This is a genomic window from Wenxinia saemankumensis (assembly GCF_900141735.1).
Classification (GTDB): domain Bacteria; phylum Pseudomonadota; class Alphaproteobacteria; order Rhodobacterales; family Rhodobacteraceae; genus Wenxinia; species Wenxinia saemankumensis.
In genome coordinates this window covers 1-19,447 of the sequence record NZ_FQYO01000007.1, presented here as the reverse complement: position 1 = coordinate 19,447, position 19,447 = coordinate 1, and the positions used below count along the sequence as shown (strand labels likewise).

Genomic DNA, 19,447 nt, shown 5'->3' with positions numbered 1-19,447 from the left:
GGCAAGCGGGGGGTCAGCGCCGCGCCGCGCAGGCGGCGGTATAGGGGGCGAGCGCGGCCCGGATCGAGGCGATGACGAGATCGCGCGCCCGCGGCGCGACGCGCCCCTCGGCGACCGGATCCGCCAGCCGGCCGAGGCATTGCGAGATCAGCGGCCAGGGGATGTCGCGCCCCTCCAGCGCGGCGGACATCCGCTCCACGGCCGCGCGCGGCCCCTCGGCCGGCCAGTAGTAGCGGATGCGGTCCGACAGGCCGAAATGCCGCTGGATGCCGGCGCCGGTGCCGCCACCCTGCACGTAGGGGCGCCAGTGGCCGGGATCGGCCTGCATCGCCGCTTCCATCGCCTCTCTCAGCGCGCCGGCCCGGTAGTCGGGGTCCATCTCGCCCGCGATGAAGTCGAGGCCGTAGAACGCCTCGCGCAGGGCGAAGGTCAGCCCCGGTCCGACCTTGAGGATGGCGAAGCCGTCGCGGACGAGGCGGTGCAGCGCGGCGGGCGTCTGATAATCGGTCGAGTGGGCCTCGAAGACCAGGCCCGAGCCCTTGTCGCGCCAGTAGACCAGCTCGCGGGCGGCATCGGGGGCGTAGCGGTGGATGTCGGTCTGCCCGAACTCCACCCCCGGCTGCACGACGACCGCGGCGATCCGGCCGAAGGCGGCGTCGAGCCCTTCCTCGCGGAAGGCGGTCTGGTGCAGCTCCATCGTGCGGGCCGTATCCTCCGGGGACGAGACGGTGACCGCCTCGCCCGCCCCGGTCGCGCCGCCGGGGATCGGCACCTCGGTGCCGACGATGTAGGCGGGGGGCGGATGCCCACCCGCGCGGGCGCCCGCCTCGGCCGCCGCGGCCAGACGCGCGGCTCGGGCGGCGATCGTCTCCGGCGGCAGCGGGACGGGATCGCCCGCGCAGGCCATGGACGCGTCGAGATGGATCTTGCCGAACCCCGCCTCGGCATAGGCGCGGGTCATCTCGACCGCCTGCCCCATCGCCGCCTCGGCCGGCAGGTGCTTCCACGGGTTCGGGCCCAGGTGATCGCCGCCGAACAGGATGTCGGCCTCCTCCACCCCGACCTCGCGCGCGATCCGGCGGACCATCGCGCGGAACCCGGCCGGGGTCATGCCGGTATAGCCGCCCTCGTGGTTCACCTGGTTGCAGGTCGCCTCGATCAGCGGCACCGCCCCCGCCTCGCGCGCCTCGATCAGCGCGGCCTCGATCACGAGGGGATGGGCCGAGCAGATGGAGGTGAGACCGACCTGGCGGCCCCTGTCGTGATCGTCGGGGAGCGAGAGCAGGGCGTCGAGGGGCGTGGTCATGTCGGTCGTCCGGGATGTCGGGGGCGGGCCCGGCCGGGCCGGGATCTCAGGCGGGTATCTCGGCGGGAGTCTCAGGCCGCGTCAGCCTCGCGGCGGCGGCGCAGCTCCTCGGCCTCGCGGTAATGGTCGATGAGCTCCAGCTCGGCCGCCGCCCCGGCATCGAGGGCGACGGTCACGTCGGGATGCATCTGCAGGGCGGAGGCGGGGCAGCGCGCGGTCACAGGCCCCTCGACCATTCCGCGCACCGCGCCCGCCTTGGCCGCGCCGACGGCGAGGACGAGGATCGCGCGCGATTCCAGGATCGTGCCGATCCCCATCGTCACGGCCGAATGGGGCGGCGTCTCGCCGGCGCCGAAGAACCGCGCGTTCGCCTCGCGGGTGGACCGCGTCAGCGTCTTCTCCCGCGTGCGCGAGGCGAGCGAGGAGGAGGGCTCGTTGAAACCGATATGCCCGTTATGGCCGAGCCCGAGCAATTGCAGGTCGACGGGCCCCGATGCCGCGAGCGCCGCCTCGAAGGCGGCGGCCGCCTCGGCCGGGTCGATGTCGCCGCGCGGGATGTGGGTCCGCGCCGCGGCGATGTCGACATGGTCGAACAGGTGATGCCGCATGTAGGTCCGGTAGCTCTGCGGGTGATCCCCGGCGAGGCCGACATATTCGTCGAGGTTGAACGTCGTGGCGCGGGCGAAGGACAGGCCGTCCCGGTGGGCGGCGATCAGCCCCTCGTAGACCGGCTCCATCGTGCCGCCGGTGGCGAGGCCGAGGACGGCGTCGGGCTTCGCGGCCAGGGTCGCGGCGATGCGGGCGACGGCGAAGGCGCGGGCGGCCTCCGCCGTGTCGTGCAGGACGATGCGCATGGGATCAGGCCAGCGCGGCGAGGCGGGCCAGGTCGACCCGGCGGGCCAGCGCGGTGTCGTCGGCGCGGAACAGGTGGGCGTCGGCCGGGTCGAACCGGGCCCGGATCTCGCGCCCGGGGCGCACGTCCTCGGACCCGCCGGCGACGACGCAGACGGGCGTGCCGCTGCGGGTATTGGCATAGACGACGGTCTGGTTTCCCAGCCGCTCGACCACGTCGGGGACCAACGGCATGCCCGCCTCCCCCTCGCCGGGATGGAGGTCGTCGGGCCGGACGCCGAGCGACAGCGTGTCGCCGGTGCGGACGCCCTCGGCCGAGACCGGGATCAGGATCTCGGCCCCGTCCTCGCCCCGGACCGTCACGCCCCCCTCGCCCACGCCGGTGGCGGTCACGGGCAGGAAGTTCATCGTCGGGTTCCCGATGAAGCCGGCGACGAACCTGTTCCTCGGCTGGTGGTAGAGCGTGAGCGGATCGCCCGCCTGCTCGATCATGCCGTCGCGCAGCACGATGATCTTGTCCGCCATCGTCATGGCCTCGATCTGGTCGTGGGTGACGTAGATCATCGTGTTGCCGAGCTGCGCGTGAAGGCGGCTCAGCTCGACCCGCATCTCGGCGCGCAGCGCCGCGTCGAGGTTCGAGAGCGGCTCGTCGAACAGGAAGACCGAGGGCTCGCGCACGATGGCACGGCCGATGGCGACGCGCTGGCGCTGGCCGCCCGACAGGGCGCCGGGCCGGTGCTGGAGGCGCGACTGCAGCTGCAGCACGTCCGCGGCCCTGTTGACCAGCTTGTCCACCTCGGCCTGCGGCGTGCGGGCGACGCGCAACGGGAAGGCGATGTTCTCGTAGACGCTCATATGGGGGTAGAGCGCGTAGGACTGGAACACCATCGAGATGCCGCGCTTCACCGGCGGGAGGTCGTTGACCACGCGGCCGTCGATCTCGATCGTGCCGTCCGTCACCTCCTCCAGCCCGGCGATCATCCGCAGCATGGTCGACTTGCCGCAACCCGAGGGGCCGACGAACACGGCGAAGTCGCCGTCCTCGATCACCAGGTCGGTCGGCCGGATCACCTGCGCCTTGCCGAAGGTCTTCGTCACGCCGCTGAGCTTGAGCTGTCCCATGGTCGTCCTTGTCTCGGATTATCGTCCGGTCGCGGGGGGGCCGGTCCGGGGGATAGGTCCCGGGCGGGGGCACGCGGCCCCCGCCCGGGGTCGGCGGATCACTCCGCGGCCAGCTCCTCGAGCTCGGCCTGGGCCTCGGCCGCCGCGTCCTCGGGGGTCGCGTCGCCGGTGATCACGTCCTGGATCGCGACGTTGATGACGTCCTGCATGGCGACGTAATCGACCACGGACGGCTCCGGCCCGCCGGTCGGGACGGCGTCGATGAAGACCGCCCAGGTCGGGTCGGCCGCGACCAGCTCGTCCGACTTCGCGGTCTGCCGGATCGGGGTCCAGCCGCCGCCCTCGTCGAAGGCCGCCTGCCGCTCGGTCTCGGTGAGGTACTTCACCAGGTCCATCGCCGCGTCCTCCACGCCCGACCCCTCGAACACGACGAGGCTGTCGGTGATGAGCAGGGTGGACGGGCCGCTGCCCGACGGGCCGGCCGGAACCGGCACGATGCCGTAATCGACGTCGCCGGTCACCGCGCGGCCCCAGCCGCCGTTGGTGTACATGGCGATCTGTCCCTCGCGGAACAGCGGCTCCAGTTCGGCCCGGTCATAGGCCAGCGGGCCGTCTTCCATGTAGGGCGCGAGATCGGCCATGAACTGCAGCGTCTCGACGTTGTTCGGGCTGTCGAACACGACGTTGCCCTCGGCGTCGATCACCTCGCCCCCGTTGGCGTAGAGCCAGTTCAGGAACTCGTGCATCGTGTTGTCGAACTCGGCGGCGGGGATGCCGATGCCGGCGGCATCGGTGTTCTCGGTGATCGCCTGCGCGGCGGTCATCACGTCGTCCCAGCTCTGCGGGCCGTCGGGCATGTCGAGCCCGGCTTCCTCGAACAGGCCCCTGTTCCAGAACAGCGCCTTGGTCGAGAAGGCGCGGGGCAGGCCCCAGACCTCGCCGTCGAACTGCACGGTCGACAGCACCGACGGCTCGTAGGACGAGGTCTCCTCCTCGGTCAGGTCGAAGGGCCGGATCAGGCCCGACCCGGCCAGCTGCTTGAGGACGCGGCTGCCCATGTAGCTGATCGCGGCGGGATCGCCCGCGGCGGCCAGGGTGATCGCGCGCTCCTGGCACTGGCCCCACGGCACGTATTCGACGGACACGGTGTAGTCCGGGTTGTCCGCCATCCAGGCCTCGATGTCGGCGGCCTGGACCTCGGCCGCGGCGTCGTCGCCGGCGCCGCAGTTGATGATGTCGATCTCCTCCTGCGCGGCGGCGGCCGAGGCGAACCCGGCAATCGACGTCGCGGCGAGGAGCATGTGCGTGAATTTCATCCTTGCACTCCCTTGTTGGACCTCTTCTTGCGTCATTCCTTCACCGCGCCGGCGGTCAGCCCGGCGACGATGTATTTCTGCAGGAAGACGTAGACGATCAGCACCGGCAGGGTGCCGACCAGACTTGCGGCCATGACCTGGTTCCAGAGGATCCGCTCGCGGCCGAAGAACTGGTAGAGGCCGACCGTCAGGGGATGGTACTCATCCTTCCCGTTGAAGGTCAGCGCGAAGAGGAATTGCTGCGCATAGGCGGTGATGAAGGTGGTGATCGTCACCACGACGATGCCCGGCAGCGCGACGGGCAGGATCACCCGCCACAGCGTGTAGAGCCGCCCCGCCCCGTCCACGTAGGCCGCCTCCTCCAGCTCCTTGGGGATGCGCAGGAAGTAGCTGCGCATCAGGAAGATGCCGGTCGGAACGGTGAAGGCGGCGCCGGGCAGGATCATCGACCAGTAGGAATTGAGCAGGCCGAGCGAGAACATCAGCTTGTAGAGCGGGATGATCAGCACCGCCGCCCCCACCATGTTGATCGCCAGGAAGGCGGTCAGCAGCGAGTTGCGCCCCCGGTAGTCGAAGCGCGAGAAAGAATAGGCCGCCGGGATGATGCAGACGATGGCGAGCAGCGTCACGCAGGCGGCGATGAAGAACGAGTTGAAGATGTAGCGCGCCAGGCCCGGCACCTCGGACCACATGTCGACATAGGCCGCGAAGGTCATGTCGTCCGAGAAGAACTGGTAGGGCACGCGGAACACGCTCTCGATCGGGCGGAGCGAGACCATGAACGCCTCGGCGAAGGGCGCCAGCACGAAGATCAGGAAGACCGCGATGGCGGAGTAGAGGCCGATCTTCTCCCACAGGGTATACTTGTGGATCATCGGTCGGTCCTCTGCGTGCGGGCCATCAGGGCGAGGTAGACGCCCGCGAAGGCGGTCAGGCAGACCAGGATCATCACCGCCCGTGCCGCACCCTCGCCGAAGCGGAAGCGCGAGATCGCGGTCTTGTAGGTGTCGATGATCATCGTCGTGGTCGAGCCGCGCGGCCCGCCCTCGGTCAGGATCCAGATGATGTCGAAGGAATTGAAGGTCCAGATCGCCGAGAGGAGCGCCACGGTGAAGATCGACGGCGCGATCAGCGGCAGCGTGATGCGGCGGAAGCGGTACCAGCGTCCCGCCCCGTCGGTCCAGGCCGCCTCGTAGAGCTCCGTCGGGATGCTCTGCATCGCAGCCAGCAGGTAGAGCGCGACCAGCGGGGTGCCGACCCAGACGTCGGTGACGACCGTGGCGAGGAAGGCGGAGGTGCCGTAGGCGAGGAACTCGAAGGGCCCGTCGATCAGCCCGAAGCGCTGCGCGAGGCCCGAGATCATCCCGAACTGGCCGTTGTACATCCAGGACCACATGAAGACCCCGATCGCGATCGGCACGATCCAGGGCGGCATGATGAGGACGCGGAACAAGGCCCGGCCGGGCAGCGCGGCGTTCAGCAGGACCGCCCCGATCAGCCCCATGAGGATCTTCAGCGTCACGCCGAGCCCCATCCACAGGAAGGTCCGGCGCATGATCTCCCAGAAATCGTCCTGGAAGATGTCGACGTAGTTCTCGACCCCGACATAGCTCTCGCGGCCGAGCCGGGCATCGGTGAAGGACAGGCGGAAGGTCTCGATCAGCGGCCAGGCCACGATGACGAGCGTCAGGATCGTCGCCGGGATCAGCAGCAGGTAGGGAAAGGCGTCGATCCGGCGGCGCCGGCGACGGCCGCCCGCGGCCAGGTCCTCGGCCGTCTCCTCGATCGGGCCGGGGGGCTGATGCTCGGTCCCCGCGCTCACGCCGCGCGGCTCCGGCGGCCGAGGGCCGCGTCGAAGGCGGCCCAGGTCTCGGTCAGGTCGACGATCCGGTTCTCGCGCATGGCCTCGTCCATGGCGAGGGCGGTCACGCCGGCCTCCAGCGCATCGAGGATCGAGAGCGGCAGTTCGGGATACTTGCCCCGGTAATGGGCCATGATGTCGGCGGCCATCGCGCCGTCGGCGCCGTAATGCCCGCCGGAGCTGTCCTTGACCACTTCGGGCTCGTCGATCACCGTCTCGCCGCTGTCGCTGAGCGTGACCTTGAAGAAGTTGCGGATGAAGTCGCCCTCGGCCATCCCGTCGCGCCCGATCACCGCGAAGCGGCGGAATTCGTCGGGCACGTTCAGGTTGGTGTGGAAGCAGAGGGAGGACCCGCTCTCGTACTGAACGAGCGCGGTCTGGTAGTCGATGATGTCCCCCGCCCCCGAGAAGGCGTCGTTGGTGCCGCCCCAGCGGGGGGCCATGACGTTCAGGTAGGACGGCTCGCCGGTCGGCCGGTATTCGGACAGGTACTTCTTGCGCCCGCCGAAGCTGGCGACCCGGATCGGCCGCGACCCGGCGACCCCCTGGTAGAGATCGAGGTCGTGGCAGCACTTCTCGAGCATGAACCCGCCCGAGATGCTGCTCTCGCGCCGCCAGTCCCGCATGAAGAAGCTGCCGTGATAGGGCGCGATGTGCTCGCTCGCCTCGATCGACATGATCTCGCCGAGGTGGTCCGCCTGCGCCGCCCGCAGCGCGCGGTAGAGCGGCGAGTAGCGCAGCACCATGCCGATCGCGATCCGCCGCACCCCGTCATGCGCGGCCAGCAGCTTCGCCAGCTCGATCGTCTCGTCGATCGAGATGACGACGGGCTTCTCGGCGAAGATGTGCGGCACGTCCGATTGCAGCGCCAGCCGCAGGTGATCCAGATGCATGTGGTTGGGCGAGCCGACCATCAGCAGGTCGAAGGACTGCCCCGCCGCCATCATCTCCTCGGCGCTGTCGTAGCGCACCGGGTCCGACCCGAGCTCGGTCAGCTGGTGCATCCGGGTGTCCTCGGGATCGGCCACGGCGACGAAGTCGAGCGTCGGCTCGGCTTCCTTGAAGTGTTTCGCCAGGTGCGCGATCCGCTGTCCGAGCCCGATGATCCCTACGCGCATAGCGCCTCCGAAGTCTTTGAAAGGGCCGCCTTGAGGGCGGCGAGCCGGGCGGGGTCCGTGGACCGCCCCCGGGGAATGCCGATACCGGGCGCGCCGGTATCCACGGGCGCCGCGCAGGAGGCATGGATCGCGTCCACTCCGGCCGCCAGAAGGTCGGGGACGGCGGCGGGCGTCACGCCGCCCCCGGCCATGATCTCGATCCGGCCCGCGGCCTGCCGGACGAGCGCGGCGAGGGCCGCGACATTGTCCGGCGCGGCGCCCGGACCGCCCGAGGTCAGGATGCGCGTGAGCCCGAGATCGATTGCGGCCTCGACGGCCGCATGCGGATCGGGGCAGAGGTCGATGACGCGGTGCAGCGTCACCTCCAGCGGCCCGGCCGCGTCCCGCAGCCGGGACAGCGCGGCGATGTCGAGCGTGCCGTCCGGACGGGCCGCGCCGATCACCACGCCCGCCGCGCCGGCGGCGCGGATCGCGGCGATGTCGCCCTCCATCGCCGCAAGGTCGGCCGCACCAACGGCGAATCCCCCGGCGCGCGGCCGGACCATCGCGTGAACGGGGCACCCCGCGCCGATCCCGGCGGCGAGCAGCCCCGCCCCCGGCGTCAGCCCGCCGAGGTCGAGCGCGGCGCAGAGCTCGATCCGGTCGGCGCCCGTGGCGGCCGCGAGCGCGGCCCCCTCCGGCGTTTCGACACAGATCTCGAGCTTCGTCATCGTCGCGCTGGCCCCCTGAGGCATCGGCCCGCATTCTTGCGTCGGGCTCAAGTCTTGCCGCGATGAAGGCATGACGCGACGTTTCGATCAAGAATTAATTTTGCTCACCTAAAATCGGCGCTCTCAAGTTTGAGTTTGACAAAAGACATGGGGCGCGGCCTGATGTCCCGCGAGGAGCGACGACATGCCGGACACCCCCGCCCCCGACGACCTGATGGCCGCGATCGCGCACCAGCGCGGGGGTCTGTCGCCCAAGCTGCGGGCGATCGCCGGCTTCGCCCTGGACGAGCCCGAACGCTTCATCCGCAATACCAGCCGCGAGATCTGCGGCGTGCTCGGCACCTCCGAGCCGACGCTGATCCGGTTCTGCCAGATCTTCGGCTATTCGGGCCTGTCCGATTTCCGCATCGACCTTGCCCTCGCGCTCGCCCGCTCGGCCCGGCCCGGCGGCTTCGTCGAGCCGCTGGCAGGCGACCGGCGGCGGGTGAACCACGCGGCCAAGGCGGCCATCGCCCGCGCCGCCGTGCCGCTGATCGCGGGCGACCGCAGCCTCCTCATCGACAACGGCTCCACCGCCGAGCTCTTCGCGATGCGCCTCGACGAGGCGCCGCCGCTGACGGTGATGACCTCGGGCCTGATGGTGGCGCAGCACCTGCTGGGCCACGGGCGCCATTCGGTGATGCTGACCGGCGGCCGGATCCGGCCCGAATCGCTCGCCCTGACCGGCCGCGCGGCCGAGCAGCTGCTCGCCACGATGCGCTTCGACACGCTGGTGATGGGCGCCGACAGCATCGACCCCGCGCAGGGCCTGTCCACCTTCCTCGAGGACGAGGCGCACCAGACCCGAGCCATGGTCGAGGCGGCGAACCGGGTGATCGTGCTCGCCGACCGGACGAAGTTCCTCAAGTCCAGCCTGCACTGGATCTGCGCGCTCGAGAAGGTGGCGATTCTCGTCACCGACCTTGCCCCGGGCGATCCGCTGATCCCCCGGATGGAAGAGAAGGGCGTGCAGGTCGTTCTCGTCGATCCCGCCGCGACGAAGGAGCCGGCATGACCCTCGCCACCACCGCCACCTGGACCGAGATCCACCGCCAGCCCGAGATCTGGGAGAGCTGGGCGCCCGAACTCGCCGCGCGCGCCGGAGAGATCCGGCGCTGGATCGCCGCCCGCGGCATCGAGGAGGTGTGGCTGTCCGGCGCCGGCACCTCGGCCTTCATCGGCGACGTGCTGGCCGCCGGCCCCCCTCCGCTGCGGCCCGATCCGCTGCGGCCCGACCCGCTCCGCCTCGTGCCGGTGCCGACCACCGACATCGTCGCCTGCCCGCAGGATGTGCTCGGCGCGTCCGGGCGGATCCTGTCGCTGCAGTTCGGCCGCTCGGGCGACAGCTCGGAATCGGTGGGGCTGCTCGACCTGCTCGACGCGCACCGGCCCGACATCGACCGCCTGCACGTGACCTGCAATGCGGACGGCGCCCTCGCCACCCGCGTCGCGCCCGGCCCGGGCGAGGCGCGCGCCCTCGTCCTGCCCAGCGCGACCCACGATGCCGGCTTCGCCATGACCTCGTCCTTCACGACGATGCTGCTCTCCGCCGCGGCCTGCCTCGGCATCTGCGACGCGGCCGCCGCCCTGCCCCGCCTCGCCGCCGGCGCCCGCGCGCTCCTCCCCGCGCTGGCGAGCCGCCCGGCGCCGCGCCCGGGCCGCGCGGTGTTCCTCGGTTCGGGCGCGCTGAAGGGCGTCGCCCGGGAGAGCGCGCTCAAGGTGCTGGAGCTGACGGCCGGCCGCACCATCACCCAGTGGGACTCGCCGCTCGGGTACCGCCACGGGCCGAAATCGGCGGTGGACGGGGCCACGTCCGTCTACGTGCTGCTGCATCCCGATCCCGGCACGCGCCGCTACGACGCGGATGTCGCGGACGAGATCGCGCGCCAGTTCCCGGACATCCCGGTCACCACGATCGGTCCCGGCGGGGACATCGCGGTCGAGGGGACCGGCGATCCCCGGCTCGACGCCGCGCTCTACGTGCTGCCCGCCCAGATCCTGTCCGCCCGCTGGTCGCAGGAGCTGGGCCTGCCGGTGGACGACCCCTTCCAGGGCCGCAACCTGACGCGCGTCGTCACCGGCGTGACCCTCTACGATTACGTCCCGGCATGAGCGGCCCCTTCGGCGGCATCGACCTCGGCGGGACCAAGATCGAGGCCCGGCTGTTCCGCGGCGACGCGGCCGAGACGATCACCCTGCACCGCATCCCCACCCCGCAGGACAGCTTCGAGAGCCTGCTGCAGGCGGTGATCGCCCAGATCGGCTGGCTCGAGGCGCAGGCCGGCGGGCCGGTGCCGGTGGGCCTCTCGGTGCCGGGGCTGATCGACCCCGCGACCGGGATCAGCTTCGCCTCGAACGTGCCGACGACCGGCCGCGCCCTCGGCCCCGAACTGGCAGAGGCGCTGGGGCGCGACTTCGCGATCGTGAACGACTGCATGGCCTTCGCCCTGTCCGAGGCGACGGGCGGCGCGGGGGACGGCGCGGCCTCGGTCATGGGGCTGATCCTCGGCACCGGGGTCGGCGGCGGCATCTGCCAGGGGGGCGCGCTGCCCCATCGCCATGCCGGTCTCGCCGTCGAGGTGGGGCATCTCGGCATCTCGGCCCGGGCGCTCGCCCGGCACGGCCTGCCGGTCTGGCCCTGCGGCTGCGGCCAGCAGGGCTGCATGGAGCGCTACGTCTCGGGCACCGGCCTCGCCAATCTCGCCGAGTGGACGCTGGGCGAGCGGGCCGAGGCGCCGGAGCTGCTGCGACGGGACGACGACGGCGCGCGCGAGGTGCTGGACATCTGGGCCGACCTCGCGGGCGACGCGCTCTACGCCATCCAGGTGATGCTGGATCCCGACGTGATCGTCCTGGGCGGCGGCCTGTCCAACATGCCGGGGGTGAAGGCGCGGCTCGCGGCCAGCCTCGCCGGACAGCGGCTCGGCTCGGCCCGGGCGCCGGACATCCGCGTCGCGCGGCACGGCGATTCCTCTGGCGCCCGGGGCGCCGCGCTGGTGGCGCGCGCGCGATGCTGATCCAGGCAGACCGGCTCTGGACGGGCGGCGCGCTCGCCCGCGACCGGCTCCTGCGGGTCGATGACGGCCGCGTCGCCGCGATCGCGGCCGGGGGCGACGCCACCCCGGACCTGCGCGTCCCGCTCCTCGCCCCCGCGCTGACGGACCTCCAGGTCAATGGCGGCGGCGGGGTGATGGTGAATTCCGACCCGAGTCCGGACGCCCTGCGCGCCATCGCCGCCGCGCATCGCGCGCTCGGCACGGGGGCGATCCTGCCGACCGTCATCACCGATACGGCCAACGTGATCGAGGCCGCGGCCGAGGCCGCCATAGCCGTGCGGGACGAGCCGGGGCAGCTGGGCCTGCATGTCGAGGGGCCCCATCTGAACGTCGCCCGCAAGGGCACGCACGACCCCGACCGGATCCGGCCGCTCGACGAGCGCACGGTGCGCGTGGTCGAGCGGCTGCGCGCGCACGGTGTCGCGGTCAAGATCACGCTCGCGCCCGAGGTCAGCGACCTGCAGCTCGTCGCCCGCCTCGCCGCGACGGGGGCCGTTGTCAGCGCCGGGCACAGCGCCGCCACGGCCGAGGAGACGCGCGCGGCGCTGGCCGCGGGCGTGTCCTGCTTCACCCATCTCTACAACGCGATGCCGCCCATGACCTCGCGCGCGCCGGGGATCCTCGGCGTCGCGCTGAACTCGGACGCGTTCGCGGGGATCATCGTCGACGGTATCCATGTCGACTGGGACATGGTCCGCATCGCCCTGCGGGCCCGGCCCCGGCGCGGCCTGACCTTCGCCGTCTCGGACGCGATGGCGACCGTGGGCGGGCCGGATCACTTCACGCTCTACGGGCAGACCATCGCGGTCCGGGACGGCGCGCTGGTCAATGCCGAGGGCTCGCTCGCCGGGGCGCATGTCGACATGGCGACCTCGCTGCGCAATCTCGTCCGCCATGTCGGCCTGAAGGAGGAGGAGGCGCTGGCGATGTGCACCGACATCCCCCGCGCCTGTCTCGGGCTGCCGCCGCAGCAGATCGGCGCGGGCACCGCGCTCGCCGACCTCGTCGCCTTCGACGACGATCATGGACGACTGGAGATCGCATGACACTTCGCCTCGAGCAGAGCTGGTCGCCCGACGGGGCACGGCACGGCGCCTTCACCTTCCGGCTGGTGAACACGGGGACGACGGACGTGATCCCGACCCTCTTCGCCTATGCCTCGATGACCCGGGTGGCGCGGGACGCGGTGGTCGAGGGCGGGCGACTGATCCGCACCTTCGCCAACCATGTCGAGATCGCGCCGGAAGGGGCGATCCCCGCCGGGGGCGCGGCGACGATCCGGGTGATCGGCCTGACCCATCCGCCGAGGAACCGGAGCCAGGGCGCGATGGCCGCCTGGATCGAGGCGGACGGAGAGGCGATCCCGCTGGATACCGGCGACCTCGTCCCGCCGGAGGGGGTGGAGCGCGGCCCGGTCCGCGACTGGCCGGAGGGCCGGATCGACACGCCGCTCCTGATCCAGCCCTGGCCCGCCGAACTGGCGGTGGAAAGCTTCGGCCCCGCGCCGACGCTGGTCGCGGAGGGGTCCGGACTGGCCGAAAGCTTCGCCGTGGTCGCGGCGCTGCATAGGCGCCTCTTTCCGGTCGCGCCCGCGCCCCTCGCCCTCGCCGGGGAGGGCCGGCGCGTCACTGCCGAGTCGGACGGCACCCTGCCCCCGGGGGGCTACCGGCTGGATTTCGGCGCCACGATCCGGCTGACCCATGCGGATGCGGACGGGCTGCGCCACGGGGTGCTGACCCTCGCCCAGATGGCCCACGGCGCGCGAAGCGAGGACGCCTTCGCCTTTCCGCAGGCAGGGCACATCGCGGACGCGCCTCGCTTCGGCTGGCGCGGCATGCATTTCGACGTGGCTCGCAATTTCCACGGCCCCGCCACCATCGCGCGGATGATCGACGTGCTCGCCTGGCTGAAGATGAACCGCTTCCACTGGCACCTGACCGATGACGAGGGGTGGCGCCTGCCGTCGCGGTCCTTCCAGGGGCTGGCCGATCTGGCGGGCCGGCGCGGCCGGGACGGGGCGCTGCCGCCGCAATATGCCGACGGCCCGGAGGGCCAGTCGGGCAGCTATACCGAGGAGGAGCTGCGCGGCATCGTCGCCCATGCCGCCACGCTCGGCATCGAGGTGATGCCCGAGCTTGACATGCCGGGTCACGTCACCGCCCTGCTCGCCGCGATCCCCGGCCTCGCCGACCCGGAGGAGGAGCCGGACAGCTACCGCTCGATCCAGGGCTATCCGAACAACGCGCTGAACCCGGCCCTGCCCCGCACCTACGAGGTGGTCGGCACGCTGCTGCGCGAGGCGGCGGAGATCTTTCCCGGCGGGACGATCCATATCGGCAGCGACGAGGTCGACGCGAAGTCCTGGACCCGGTCCCCCGCCGCGCAGAAGCTAGCGCAGGAGGAGGGTCTGGCCGGCACGCCCGAGCTGCAGGCCCGGTTCCTGCGCCGCGTTCAGGCGATGCTGCGCGAGATGGGCCGCGATCTGGGCGCCTGGGACGAGGCGGCGGAGGGCGGCGGGGTCGATCCCGCCGGCACGCTGCTCTTCGCCTGGCGGTCGCGCGAGAAGGTCGCCGAACTGATCGCCCATGGCTACGACGTCGTCGCCTGCCCGGGACAGGCCTATTACCTCGACATGGCGGAAGGGGCCGGATGGGATGCGGCGGGCCTGACCTGGGCCGGGGCGGTCCCAGCCCGTCAGACCTACGAGTACGAGCCGACGGGGGGCCTGCCGGACGGGCCGGGGCGGCTGGCCGGCGTGCAGGCCTGCCTCTGGTCCGAGATGGTCGACTCGATCCCACGCGCCAACGCGATGATCTTCCCCCGCCTCGCCGCCGTGGCCGAGAGCGGCTGGACCCCGCCGGAGGCGAAGGATTTCGACCGGTTCGCCGCCCTCTCGCGCCGGACACCCCGGCTGTGAAGCGGGTCGCGATCGGGGGGCTGCATACCGAATGCTCCAGCTATTCCCCGCTGGAGCAGCAGCGCGGCGACTTCACCCGGACAGAGGGCGACGCGCTCGTCCGGATGGTCCCCGTCGACTTCGCCGCGCTCGGCCTCGCCCCCCTGCCCCTCTTCCACGAACGCAGCGTGCCCGGCGGGCCGGTCGCGGCCGGGTGCTTCGCCGCCCAGCGGGGCGAGTTCATGGAGGCGCTGCGCGCGGCCCTGCCGCTGGACGGGGTGTTGCTGCTGATGCACGGCGCGATGTTCGTCCCCGGCACCGACGACCCGGAAGGGGAGTTCGTCGCCGAGGTGCGCGACATCGTCGGGCCGGAGGCGGTCATCGCCGCCGCCTTCGACCTTCACGGCCAGATCACCGACCGGATCGTCCGGTCGCTCGACATCTTCGCCGCCTACCGCACCGCCCCCCATGTCGATGTCGAGGAGACGCGCGCCCGGGCCGCCCGGATGCTGGCCGCGGCCCTCGCGGGCGGGCCGCGGCCATCGGTCCACTGGACGGGGGTGCCCCTGCTGGTCCCGGGCGAGATGTCCTCCACCTTCGTCGAGCCCTGCGCGTCGCTCTACGCCGCCTTGCCGGCCTACGACATGCGGGAGGGCGTCTGGGACGCGAACCTGATGATCGGCTATGTCTGGGCCGACGCACCCCGCGCCACGGCGGCCGCCGTGGTGACGTCAACGGACCGCGCGGCGGGACGGCGCGCGGCGGACGAGATCGCCGCCGCCTACTGGGACGCACGGGACCGGCTGGACTTCGACAGCGAGGCGATGCCGCTGGAATCCGCCCTGACGGCGCTGAGGGGCGCGGGCCCCGCAATCCTCGCCGATAGCGGCGACAACCCGACCGCAGGCGGCGTCGGCGACCGGGCCGAGGTGCTGGACGCGGTGCTGCGCGCCGGTCTGCCCGGCGCGCTCTTCGCCGGGATCGCCGACCCGGAGGCCTACGCCGCGGTGGCGGCGGGCGCGCGCGAGATCCTCACGGGCGGCACGCTCGGCGGTGGCGGCCCCCGCGTGACCCTTCCCGTCCGGTCCGCCCATATCGCCGGGGATTGCGCCATCGTCCGCAGCCGCGATGCGACCATCGTCCTGACGCGCCGGCGTCGCCCGTTCCACGACCTTGCCGATTTCGCCGCGCTCGGCCTCGACCTCGCCGATTTCCCGCTGCTGGTGGTGAAGTCCGGCTACCTCTCGCCGGATCTGCGCGCCCTGCCCCGCCGGCAGATCATGGCGCTGACCGACGGCGCGGTGAGCCAGGACCTCGCGGCGCTGGCCAATCACCGCCGACCACGTCCCACATGGCCGTTCCAGAAGGAGCGGGCCTAGAGCAGGATGGTCCCGGGCCCGCCTTCGTAGAGGGCGGCGATGTCGTCCGGCCGCTCCCGCAGGACGCGCCTCTGGTTGACCGAGCCCTTGTCCGTCACCTCGCCCCGGTCCAGCGACAACGGGGCCAGCAGCACCCGGGCCCGGCAGATCCGGGTCGAGGATCCCGTCGCGCGCTCCGCCAGGGCCGCCAGCCGGTGTCGCAACGCCGCCTCGGCCGCCGGATGCCGGTAGAGCGCGGCATCCGCGAGTCCCGATCCCCCCGGCACCGCCGCCTCGAAGCCCGCCCGCGCGGGCACGATGAGCGCGCCCAGCTCCGCTCGGCCCTCCCCCGCGATCACGGCGTCGGCGGCCATCCCGCCGAGCGCGTCGACGAGGCCCGCCCGCAACGCCCCGACCGCGACCCATGTGCCGGTGTCGAGCTTGAAGTTCTCGGCGATCCGTCCGTCGAAGAGGAACCCGGCCGCGGCGTCGCCCGGCACCGCATAGCGCACCGCGTCGCCGAGGCGGTAGAACCCCTCCTCGTCGAAGGCCCCCGCCGTCAGCTCGGGCGCGCGCCAGTAACCGGGGGTGATGCTCGGCCCCCTCAGGCGCAGTTCGAGCTTGTCCTCCACGGGGACGAGCTTGGCCTCCAGCCCGCGGGCGGGGACGCCGACATTGCCTGGCCGGGCCTGCCGCGTGCCGCAGAACAGGGCGAAGGGCGCCGTCTCGGTCGCGCCGAGGCCGGACGAGACGGGAATCTCCGCTCCCGTCGCCTCTTGCGATAGGCGGTGCAGGTCGTCCCATGTATGCTGGGCCATTCCCGCGCCGGCATACATCATCAGTCGAAGCCGCGCGAAGAAACTCCGCTTCAGTTCGGGATCGCGCCCCATCTCGCGGACCAGCGCATCATAGCCGACGGGCACGTTGAAATACCAGGTGGGCGACACCTCCCTCAAGTTGCGGATCGTCTCGCGGATGCCGGCGGGGCCCGGATTGCCCCGGTCGACGTGGAACGTGCCGCCATTGTAGAGGACGAGGTTGAACGCCTTGTTGCCGCTGGCGACGTGGTTCCACGGGGGCCAGTCCACCAGGACCGGCGGCTCCTCGGCGAGGAAGGGATAGGCGTCGCGCACCATCTCCATGTTGGCGCAGATCATCCGCTGGGTCTGGATCACCGCCTTCGGCGAGCCCGTCGTGCCGGAGGTGAACAGGAACTTCGCGACCGTGTCCGGCCCGGTGCGCCGATAGGCCGCCTCGGCCGCCGCCTCGGCCGGGCGACGCATCAGGTCGGCCAGGATGTGGACCGGCCGGCCGTCCAGCGTGCCCGACGACACGATGGCAGGGATGTCGGGCCCGAAGGCAGCCCCGATCGCGGGGGCGAAGGGCCCGGCCGCCTCGACGAAGACCGCGCCCGGCGTCAACTGCGCCGCCACGTCCCGCAGCTTCTCGTAGGCACCGCCCGAGAGCGCGTAGGCCGGCGCCAGCGCGGCGGAGGGGATGCCGACGAACTGGGCCGCTACCGCGACGATCGCGTGGTCGAGGGAGTTGCCCGACAGGATCATCAGCGGCCGATCGACGGACAGCCCCATCTCCAGCAGGGCGCCCCCGACCGACCGCATCGCCGTCGCAAGCCCGGCATAGGACATCCGGCGCCAGTCCGCCCCGTCCCGGTCCGCCATCCAGGTCCGGTCCGGCGCGACCTCCGCCCAGTGCAGGATCCGATCCGCCAGGCGGGCCGGCGGCTCGGGCAGCGGGTCCGCCTGGCGCACGAGGATGCTGCCGTCCGGCCGCCGCTCCTCCACGATCCGCGGCCGCCAGAGATGCGGCCTGTCACCCGACGCCATCGGCGCATCCTCCCCTTCCCCCGGAAAACTTTACGCGGAAACGACCGGCAAGTATGCCCTCGCTGACACCAGGGAGAGACAGATGTCGCAGCGCGACCTAGTGACCTACGAGCGCGACGGCGACGTCGCGATCATCGGCCTCAACCGCCCGGAGAAGCGCAACGCGATCTCGGATCGCCTGATCGAAGGGATCGGCGCCGCGGTGGAGAGGGCGCGGGGCGAGGCCAGGGCGGGCGTGATCCTCGGGCATGGCGCGCATTTCTGCGCCGGCCTCGACCTGGCCGAACACGCGGGCCGGACGCCGATGGAGGCGGTCGCCAATTCACGGCGCTGGCACGAGATCTTCACCCGGATCGAGTTCGGACCGATCCCCTGGTTCGCCGCCCTGCACGGCGCGGTGATCGGCGGCGGGCTCGAGCTCGCGGCGGCGGCCCATGTCCGCGTCGCCGAGGCCGGCGCCTTCTTCGCCCTGCCGGAAGGGACGCGCGGAATCTTCGTCGGCGGGGGCGGCGCGGTCAGGATCGCCCGGCTGATGGGCACCGCGCGGATGACCGACATGATGCTGACGGGCCGGTCGCTGGATGCCGCGACCGCCGGGGCCTGGAACCTCTGCCAGTACGTCGTGCCGGAGGGAGAGGCGCGGACCCGCGCCCTCGAGCTCGCCCGGCATGCGGCCGGCAATGCCGATTTGTCGACCTACGCGATCCTCAACGCCCTGCCCCGGATCGACAGGATGGCGCGCGACGACGGGCTTTTCGTGGAAAGCCTCGTCTCCGCCTTCACGAGCACCTCCCCCGAAGCGGAAGCGCGGCTGCAGGATTTCCTGCAGAAGCGATCCGGAAAGGTGGCGCGTCCCGAGGGCTGACTGGGGTCCGATCGACTTAGCGGGGCTCGACCGATCGCTCGGCTTCCTGATCCGGCGAGCGCGGATCCGGGTCTTCGAGCAGTTCCACGCCGCCTCCGAGGGCGAAGGCACCCCACCCCGCCGAATTCGCCGTGCTCCGCCTCATCGGCGCCAATCCGGGGATCCGTCAGGGGCACCTGGCCGAGACATTGGCGATCAAGCCGGCCCACATAACCAAACTCGTGCGCCGCATGATCGAGAAGGGGCATGTCCGACGGGTCGTCGCGGCTGGCGACCGGCGGGCCGTCGACCTTTACCACACCGAGACGGGCGCCGATTTCGTCGCGCGTCCGGCGCCCCGGGTGGCAGGACCGGCCAGCCATCTTCGCCACGACCTGACGCAGGACGAGCCGGCCCACCTGACCCGGCTTCTGCCCAAGTTCGCCGGGATCGGGGACGTGCGGGGGCTGACCTGAGCCCCGGTAGTTCCTCAATCTGATACTGGAGTTCCGGCCCAACGAGAGGACCGGACCATGAAGAGATCGAAGTTCACGAAGGACCAGATCATCGTAAGCCTCCGGCGGGCGCCGCCTGAGCTGTGCCGTCGGCACGACATCAGCAGCGCCACGTTCTATGCCTTGAAAGCGAAGTTCGGCGGGATGGACGTGTCGGACGCAAAGCGGCTGAGGGCGCTCGAGGAGGAGAATGGCCGTCTGAAGCGGCTGCTTGCGGAATCCCTGCTCGACCAGGCTGCGCTGAAGGATCTCCTTGGTCTTGCCCCCTACGCCGAAGCGGGCAATCGTCACCTGCCGGCTCCGGTTTCAGCTAGAGGAGTGTAGGGGGTCAGAGCAGGGCGATAGGACCAAAGCAACGATCCCCGCCGTGCAAACGAAAACGCCGCCCCGGAGGGCGGCGTTTCGATCTGGTTGCGGGAGTAGGATTTGAACCTACGACCTTCAGGTTATGAGCCTGACGAGCTACCGGGCTGCTCCATCCCGCGCCAACTGGCATCATCCATTCAGAGAGAACTTCCTATCCTTTTTAGGTCTGGCGGTGACTTACTCTCCCACGACTTGAGCCGCAGTACCATCAGCGCTTCGGGTCTTAACTTCCGAGTTCGGGATG

Annotated in this window: 16 protein-coding genes, 1 tRNA gene, 1 rRNA gene and 2 pseudogenes; 9 read left to right on the top strand and 11 right to left on the bottom strand. The window is 71.5% G+C overall.

Features of this window, described 5'->3' with window-relative positions; all coding sequences use genetic code 11:
• Positions 1–13: 13 nt before the first annotated feature.
• From BUE30_RS16055 to BUE30_RS16020, 8 genes are all read right to left on the bottom strand, one after another.
• Positions 14–1,306 (bottom strand): class II D-tagatose-bisphosphate aldolase, non-catalytic subunit, encoded by a 1,293-nt coding sequence (locus BUE30_RS16055; RefSeq protein ID WP_073333821.1) that lies wholly within the window; start codon positions 1,304–1,306, stop codon positions 14–16.
• Between the two features lie 71 nt (positions 1,307–1,377).
• On the bottom strand, positions 1,378–2,160 hold the full coding sequence (gene nagB / locus BUE30_RS16050; protein ID WP_073333817.1) for a glucosamine-6-phosphate deaminase: 783 nt from the start codon (positions 2,158–2,160) through the stop codon (positions 1,378–1,380).
• 4 nt (positions 2,161–2,164) lie between these two features.
• Positions 2,165–3,280, bottom strand: a complete 1,116-nt coding sequence (locus tag BUE30_RS16045; protein ID WP_073333812.1) for an ABC transporter ATP-binding protein — start codon at positions 3,278–3,280, stop codon at positions 2,165–2,167.
• A 98-nt stretch (positions 3,281–3,378) separates the two neighbouring features.
• Positions 3,379–4,596, bottom strand: coding sequence for an extracellular solute-binding protein (locus BUE30_RS16040; RefSeq protein ID WP_073333809.1), 1,218 nt, complete (start codon positions 4,594–4,596; stop codon positions 3,379–3,381).
• 32 nt (positions 4,597–4,628) lie between these two features.
• Positions 4,629–5,471, bottom strand: coding sequence for a carbohydrate ABC transporter permease (locus BUE30_RS16035; RefSeq protein WP_073333804.1), 843 nt, complete (start codon positions 5,469–5,471; stop codon positions 4,629–4,631).
• Positions 5,468–6,418 carry a carbohydrate ABC transporter permease gene (locus tag BUE30_RS16030; protein WP_280157235.1) on the bottom strand — a complete coding sequence of 317 codons (951 nt, stop codon included), beginning with the start codon at positions 6,416–6,418 and terminating at the stop codon, positions 5,468–5,470. The genes BUE30_RS16035 and BUE30_RS16030 overlap by 4 nt, the downstream gene beginning before the upstream one ends.
• Positions 6,415–7,575, bottom strand: a complete 1,161-nt coding sequence (locus BUE30_RS16025; RefSeq protein WP_073333800.1) for a Gfo/Idh/MocA family protein — start codon at positions 7,573–7,575, stop codon at positions 6,415–6,417. The genes BUE30_RS16030 and BUE30_RS16025 overlap by 4 nt, the downstream gene beginning before the upstream one ends.
• Positions 7,566–8,309, bottom strand: a complete 744-nt coding sequence (locus BUE30_RS16020) for a copper homeostasis protein CutC (RefSeq protein ID WP_244526392.1) — start codon at positions 8,307–8,309, stop codon at positions 7,566–7,568. Before BUE30_RS16020 ends, BUE30_RS16025 begins: the two co-directional genes overlap by 10 nt.
• Positions 8,310–8,469: 160 nt before the next feature.
• Here BUE30_RS16020 and BUE30_RS16015 point away from each other — a divergent pair, with 160 nt between their 5' ends.
• Genes BUE30_RS16015 through BUE30_RS15990 form a run of 6 tightly spaced genes read left to right on the top strand, consistent with a single transcriptional unit; the run spans position 8,470 to position 15,655 of the window.
• The gene (locus BUE30_RS16015; RefSeq protein ID WP_073333795.1) at positions 8,470–9,339 is read left to right on the top strand and encodes a transcriptional regulator; all 870 of its coding nucleotides are present in this window, start codon (positions 8,470–8,472) and stop codon (positions 9,337–9,339) included.
• Entirely contained in the window at positions 9,336–10,436 is a 1,101-nt protein-coding gene (locus BUE30_RS16010) for an SIS domain-containing protein (RefSeq protein WP_073333790.1), read from the top strand. Before BUE30_RS16015 ends, BUE30_RS16010 begins: the two co-directional genes overlap by 4 nt.
• The gene (locus BUE30_RS16005) at positions 10,433–11,341 is read left to right on the top strand and encodes an ROK family protein (protein ID WP_073333786.1); all 909 of its coding nucleotides are present in this window, start codon (positions 10,433–10,435) and stop codon (positions 11,339–11,341) included. Before BUE30_RS16010 ends, BUE30_RS16005 begins: the two co-directional genes overlap by 4 nt.
• On the top strand, positions 11,335–12,426 hold the full coding sequence (locus BUE30_RS16000; protein ID WP_073333781.1) for an N-acetylglucosamine-6-phosphate deacetylase: 1,092 nt from the start codon (positions 11,335–11,337) through the stop codon (positions 12,424–12,426). The genes BUE30_RS16005 and BUE30_RS16000 overlap by 7 nt, the downstream gene beginning before the upstream one ends.
• On the top strand, positions 12,423–14,297 hold the full coding sequence (locus BUE30_RS15995) for a beta-N-acetylhexosaminidase (protein WP_073333777.1): 1,875 nt from the start codon (positions 12,423–12,425) through the stop codon (positions 14,295–14,297). The genes BUE30_RS16000 and BUE30_RS15995 overlap by 4 nt, the downstream gene beginning before the upstream one ends.
• A complete protein-coding gene (locus BUE30_RS15990) occupies positions 14,294–15,655 on the top strand; it encodes a M81 family metallopeptidase (protein WP_073333775.1) in 1,362 nt (453 codons plus the stop codon). Before BUE30_RS15995 ends, BUE30_RS15990 begins: the two co-directional genes overlap by 4 nt.
• On the opposite strand, the gene BUE30_RS15985 is transcribed toward BUE30_RS15990, so the two are convergent.
• Positions 15,652–17,478 carry a feruloyl-CoA synthase gene (locus tag BUE30_RS15985; protein ID WP_073333771.1) on the bottom strand — a complete coding sequence of 609 codons (1,827 nt, stop codon included), beginning with the start codon at positions 17,476–17,478 and terminating at the stop codon, positions 15,652–15,654. The two genes, BUE30_RS15990 and BUE30_RS15985, sit on opposite strands and share 4 nt — an antisense overlap.
• Positions 17,479–17,560: 82 nt before the next feature.
• Here BUE30_RS15985 and BUE30_RS15980 point away from each other — a divergent pair, with 82 nt between their 5' ends.
• From BUE30_RS15980 to BUE30_RS15970, 3 genes and pseudogenes are all read left to right on the top strand, one after another.
• Positions 17,561–18,343: a crotonase/enoyl-CoA hydratase family protein gene (locus tag BUE30_RS15980; RefSeq protein WP_073333767.1), complete on the top strand. Its 783-nt coding sequence runs from the start codon at positions 17,561–17,563 to the stop codon at positions 18,341–18,343.
• Between the two features lie 128 nt (positions 18,344–18,471).
• A pseudogene (locus BUE30_RS17385) lies at positions 18,472–18,798 on the top strand (MarR family winged helix-turn-helix transcriptional regulator); the annotation flags it as partial.
• 57 nt (positions 18,799–18,855) lie between these two features.
• Positions 18,856–19,101: pseudogene (locus BUE30_RS15970) on the top strand (transposase); the annotation flags it as partial.
• A gap of 144 nt (positions 19,102–19,245) precedes the next feature.
• Here the strand turns inward: BUE30_RS15970 and BUE30_RS15965 are convergent.
• Together BUE30_RS15965 and rrf are read right to left on the bottom strand one after the other, a co-directional pair.
• A tRNA-Met gene (locus BUE30_RS15965) sits at positions 19,246–19,322 on the bottom strand.
• A 45-nt stretch (positions 19,323–19,367) separates the two neighbouring features.
• Positions 19,368–19,447: ribosomal RNA gene (gene rrf, locus BUE30_RS18280) — 5S ribosomal RNA — on the bottom strand; the annotation flags it as partial.

Excerpts from the sequence above, each read along its gene's own strand:
- BUE30_RS16055 (WP_073333821.1), bottom strand. The coding sequence starts at position 1,306 with ATGACCACGCCCCTCGACGCCCTGCTCTCGCTCCCCGACGATCACGAC.
- nagB (WP_073333817.1), bottom strand. The coding sequence starts at position 2,160 with ATGCGCATCGTCCTGCACGACACGGCGGAGGCCGCCCGCGCCTTCGCC.
- BUE30_RS16045 (WP_073333812.1), bottom strand. The coding sequence starts at position 3,280 with ATGGGACAGCTCAAGCTCAGCGGCGTGACGAAGACCTTCGGCAAGGCG.
- BUE30_RS16040 (WP_073333809.1), bottom strand. The coding sequence starts at position 4,596 with ATGAAATTCACGCACATGCTCCTCGCCGCGACGTCGATTGCCGGGTTC.
- BUE30_RS16035 (WP_073333804.1), bottom strand. The coding sequence starts at position 5,471 with ATGATCCACAAGTATACCCTGTGGGAGAAGATCGGCCTCTACTCCGCC.
- BUE30_RS16025 (WP_073333800.1), bottom strand. The coding sequence starts at position 7,575 with ATGCGCGTAGGGATCATCGGGCTCGGACAGCGGATCGCGCACCTGGCG.
- BUE30_RS16020 (WP_244526392.1), bottom strand. The coding sequence starts at position 8,309 with ATGCCTCAGGGGGCCAGCGCGACGATGACGAAGCTCGAGATCTGTGTC.
- BUE30_RS16015 (WP_073333795.1), top strand. The coding sequence starts at position 8,470 with ATGCCGGACACCCCCGCCCCCGACGACCTGATGGCCGCGATCGCGCAC.
- BUE30_RS16010 (WP_073333790.1), top strand. The coding sequence starts at position 9,336 with ATGACCCTCGCCACCACCGCCACCTGGACCGAGATCCACCGCCAGCCC.
- BUE30_RS16005 (WP_073333786.1), top strand. The coding sequence starts at position 10,433 with ATGAGCGGCCCCTTCGGCGGCATCGACCTCGGCGGGACCAAGATCGAG.
- BUE30_RS16000 (WP_073333781.1), top strand. The coding sequence starts at position 11,335 with ATGCTGATCCAGGCAGACCGGCTCTGGACGGGCGGCGCGCTCGCCCGC.
- BUE30_RS15995 (WP_073333777.1), top strand. The coding sequence starts at position 12,423 with ATGACACTTCGCCTCGAGCAGAGCTGGTCGCCCGACGGGGCACGGCAC.
- BUE30_RS15985 (WP_073333771.1), bottom strand. The coding sequence starts at position 17,478 with ATGGCGTCGGGTGACAGGCCGCATCTCTGGCGGCCGCGGATCGTGGAG.
- BUE30_RS15980 (WP_073333767.1), top strand. The coding sequence starts at position 17,561 with ATGTCGCAGCGCGACCTAGTGACCTACGAGCGCGACGGCGACGTCGCG.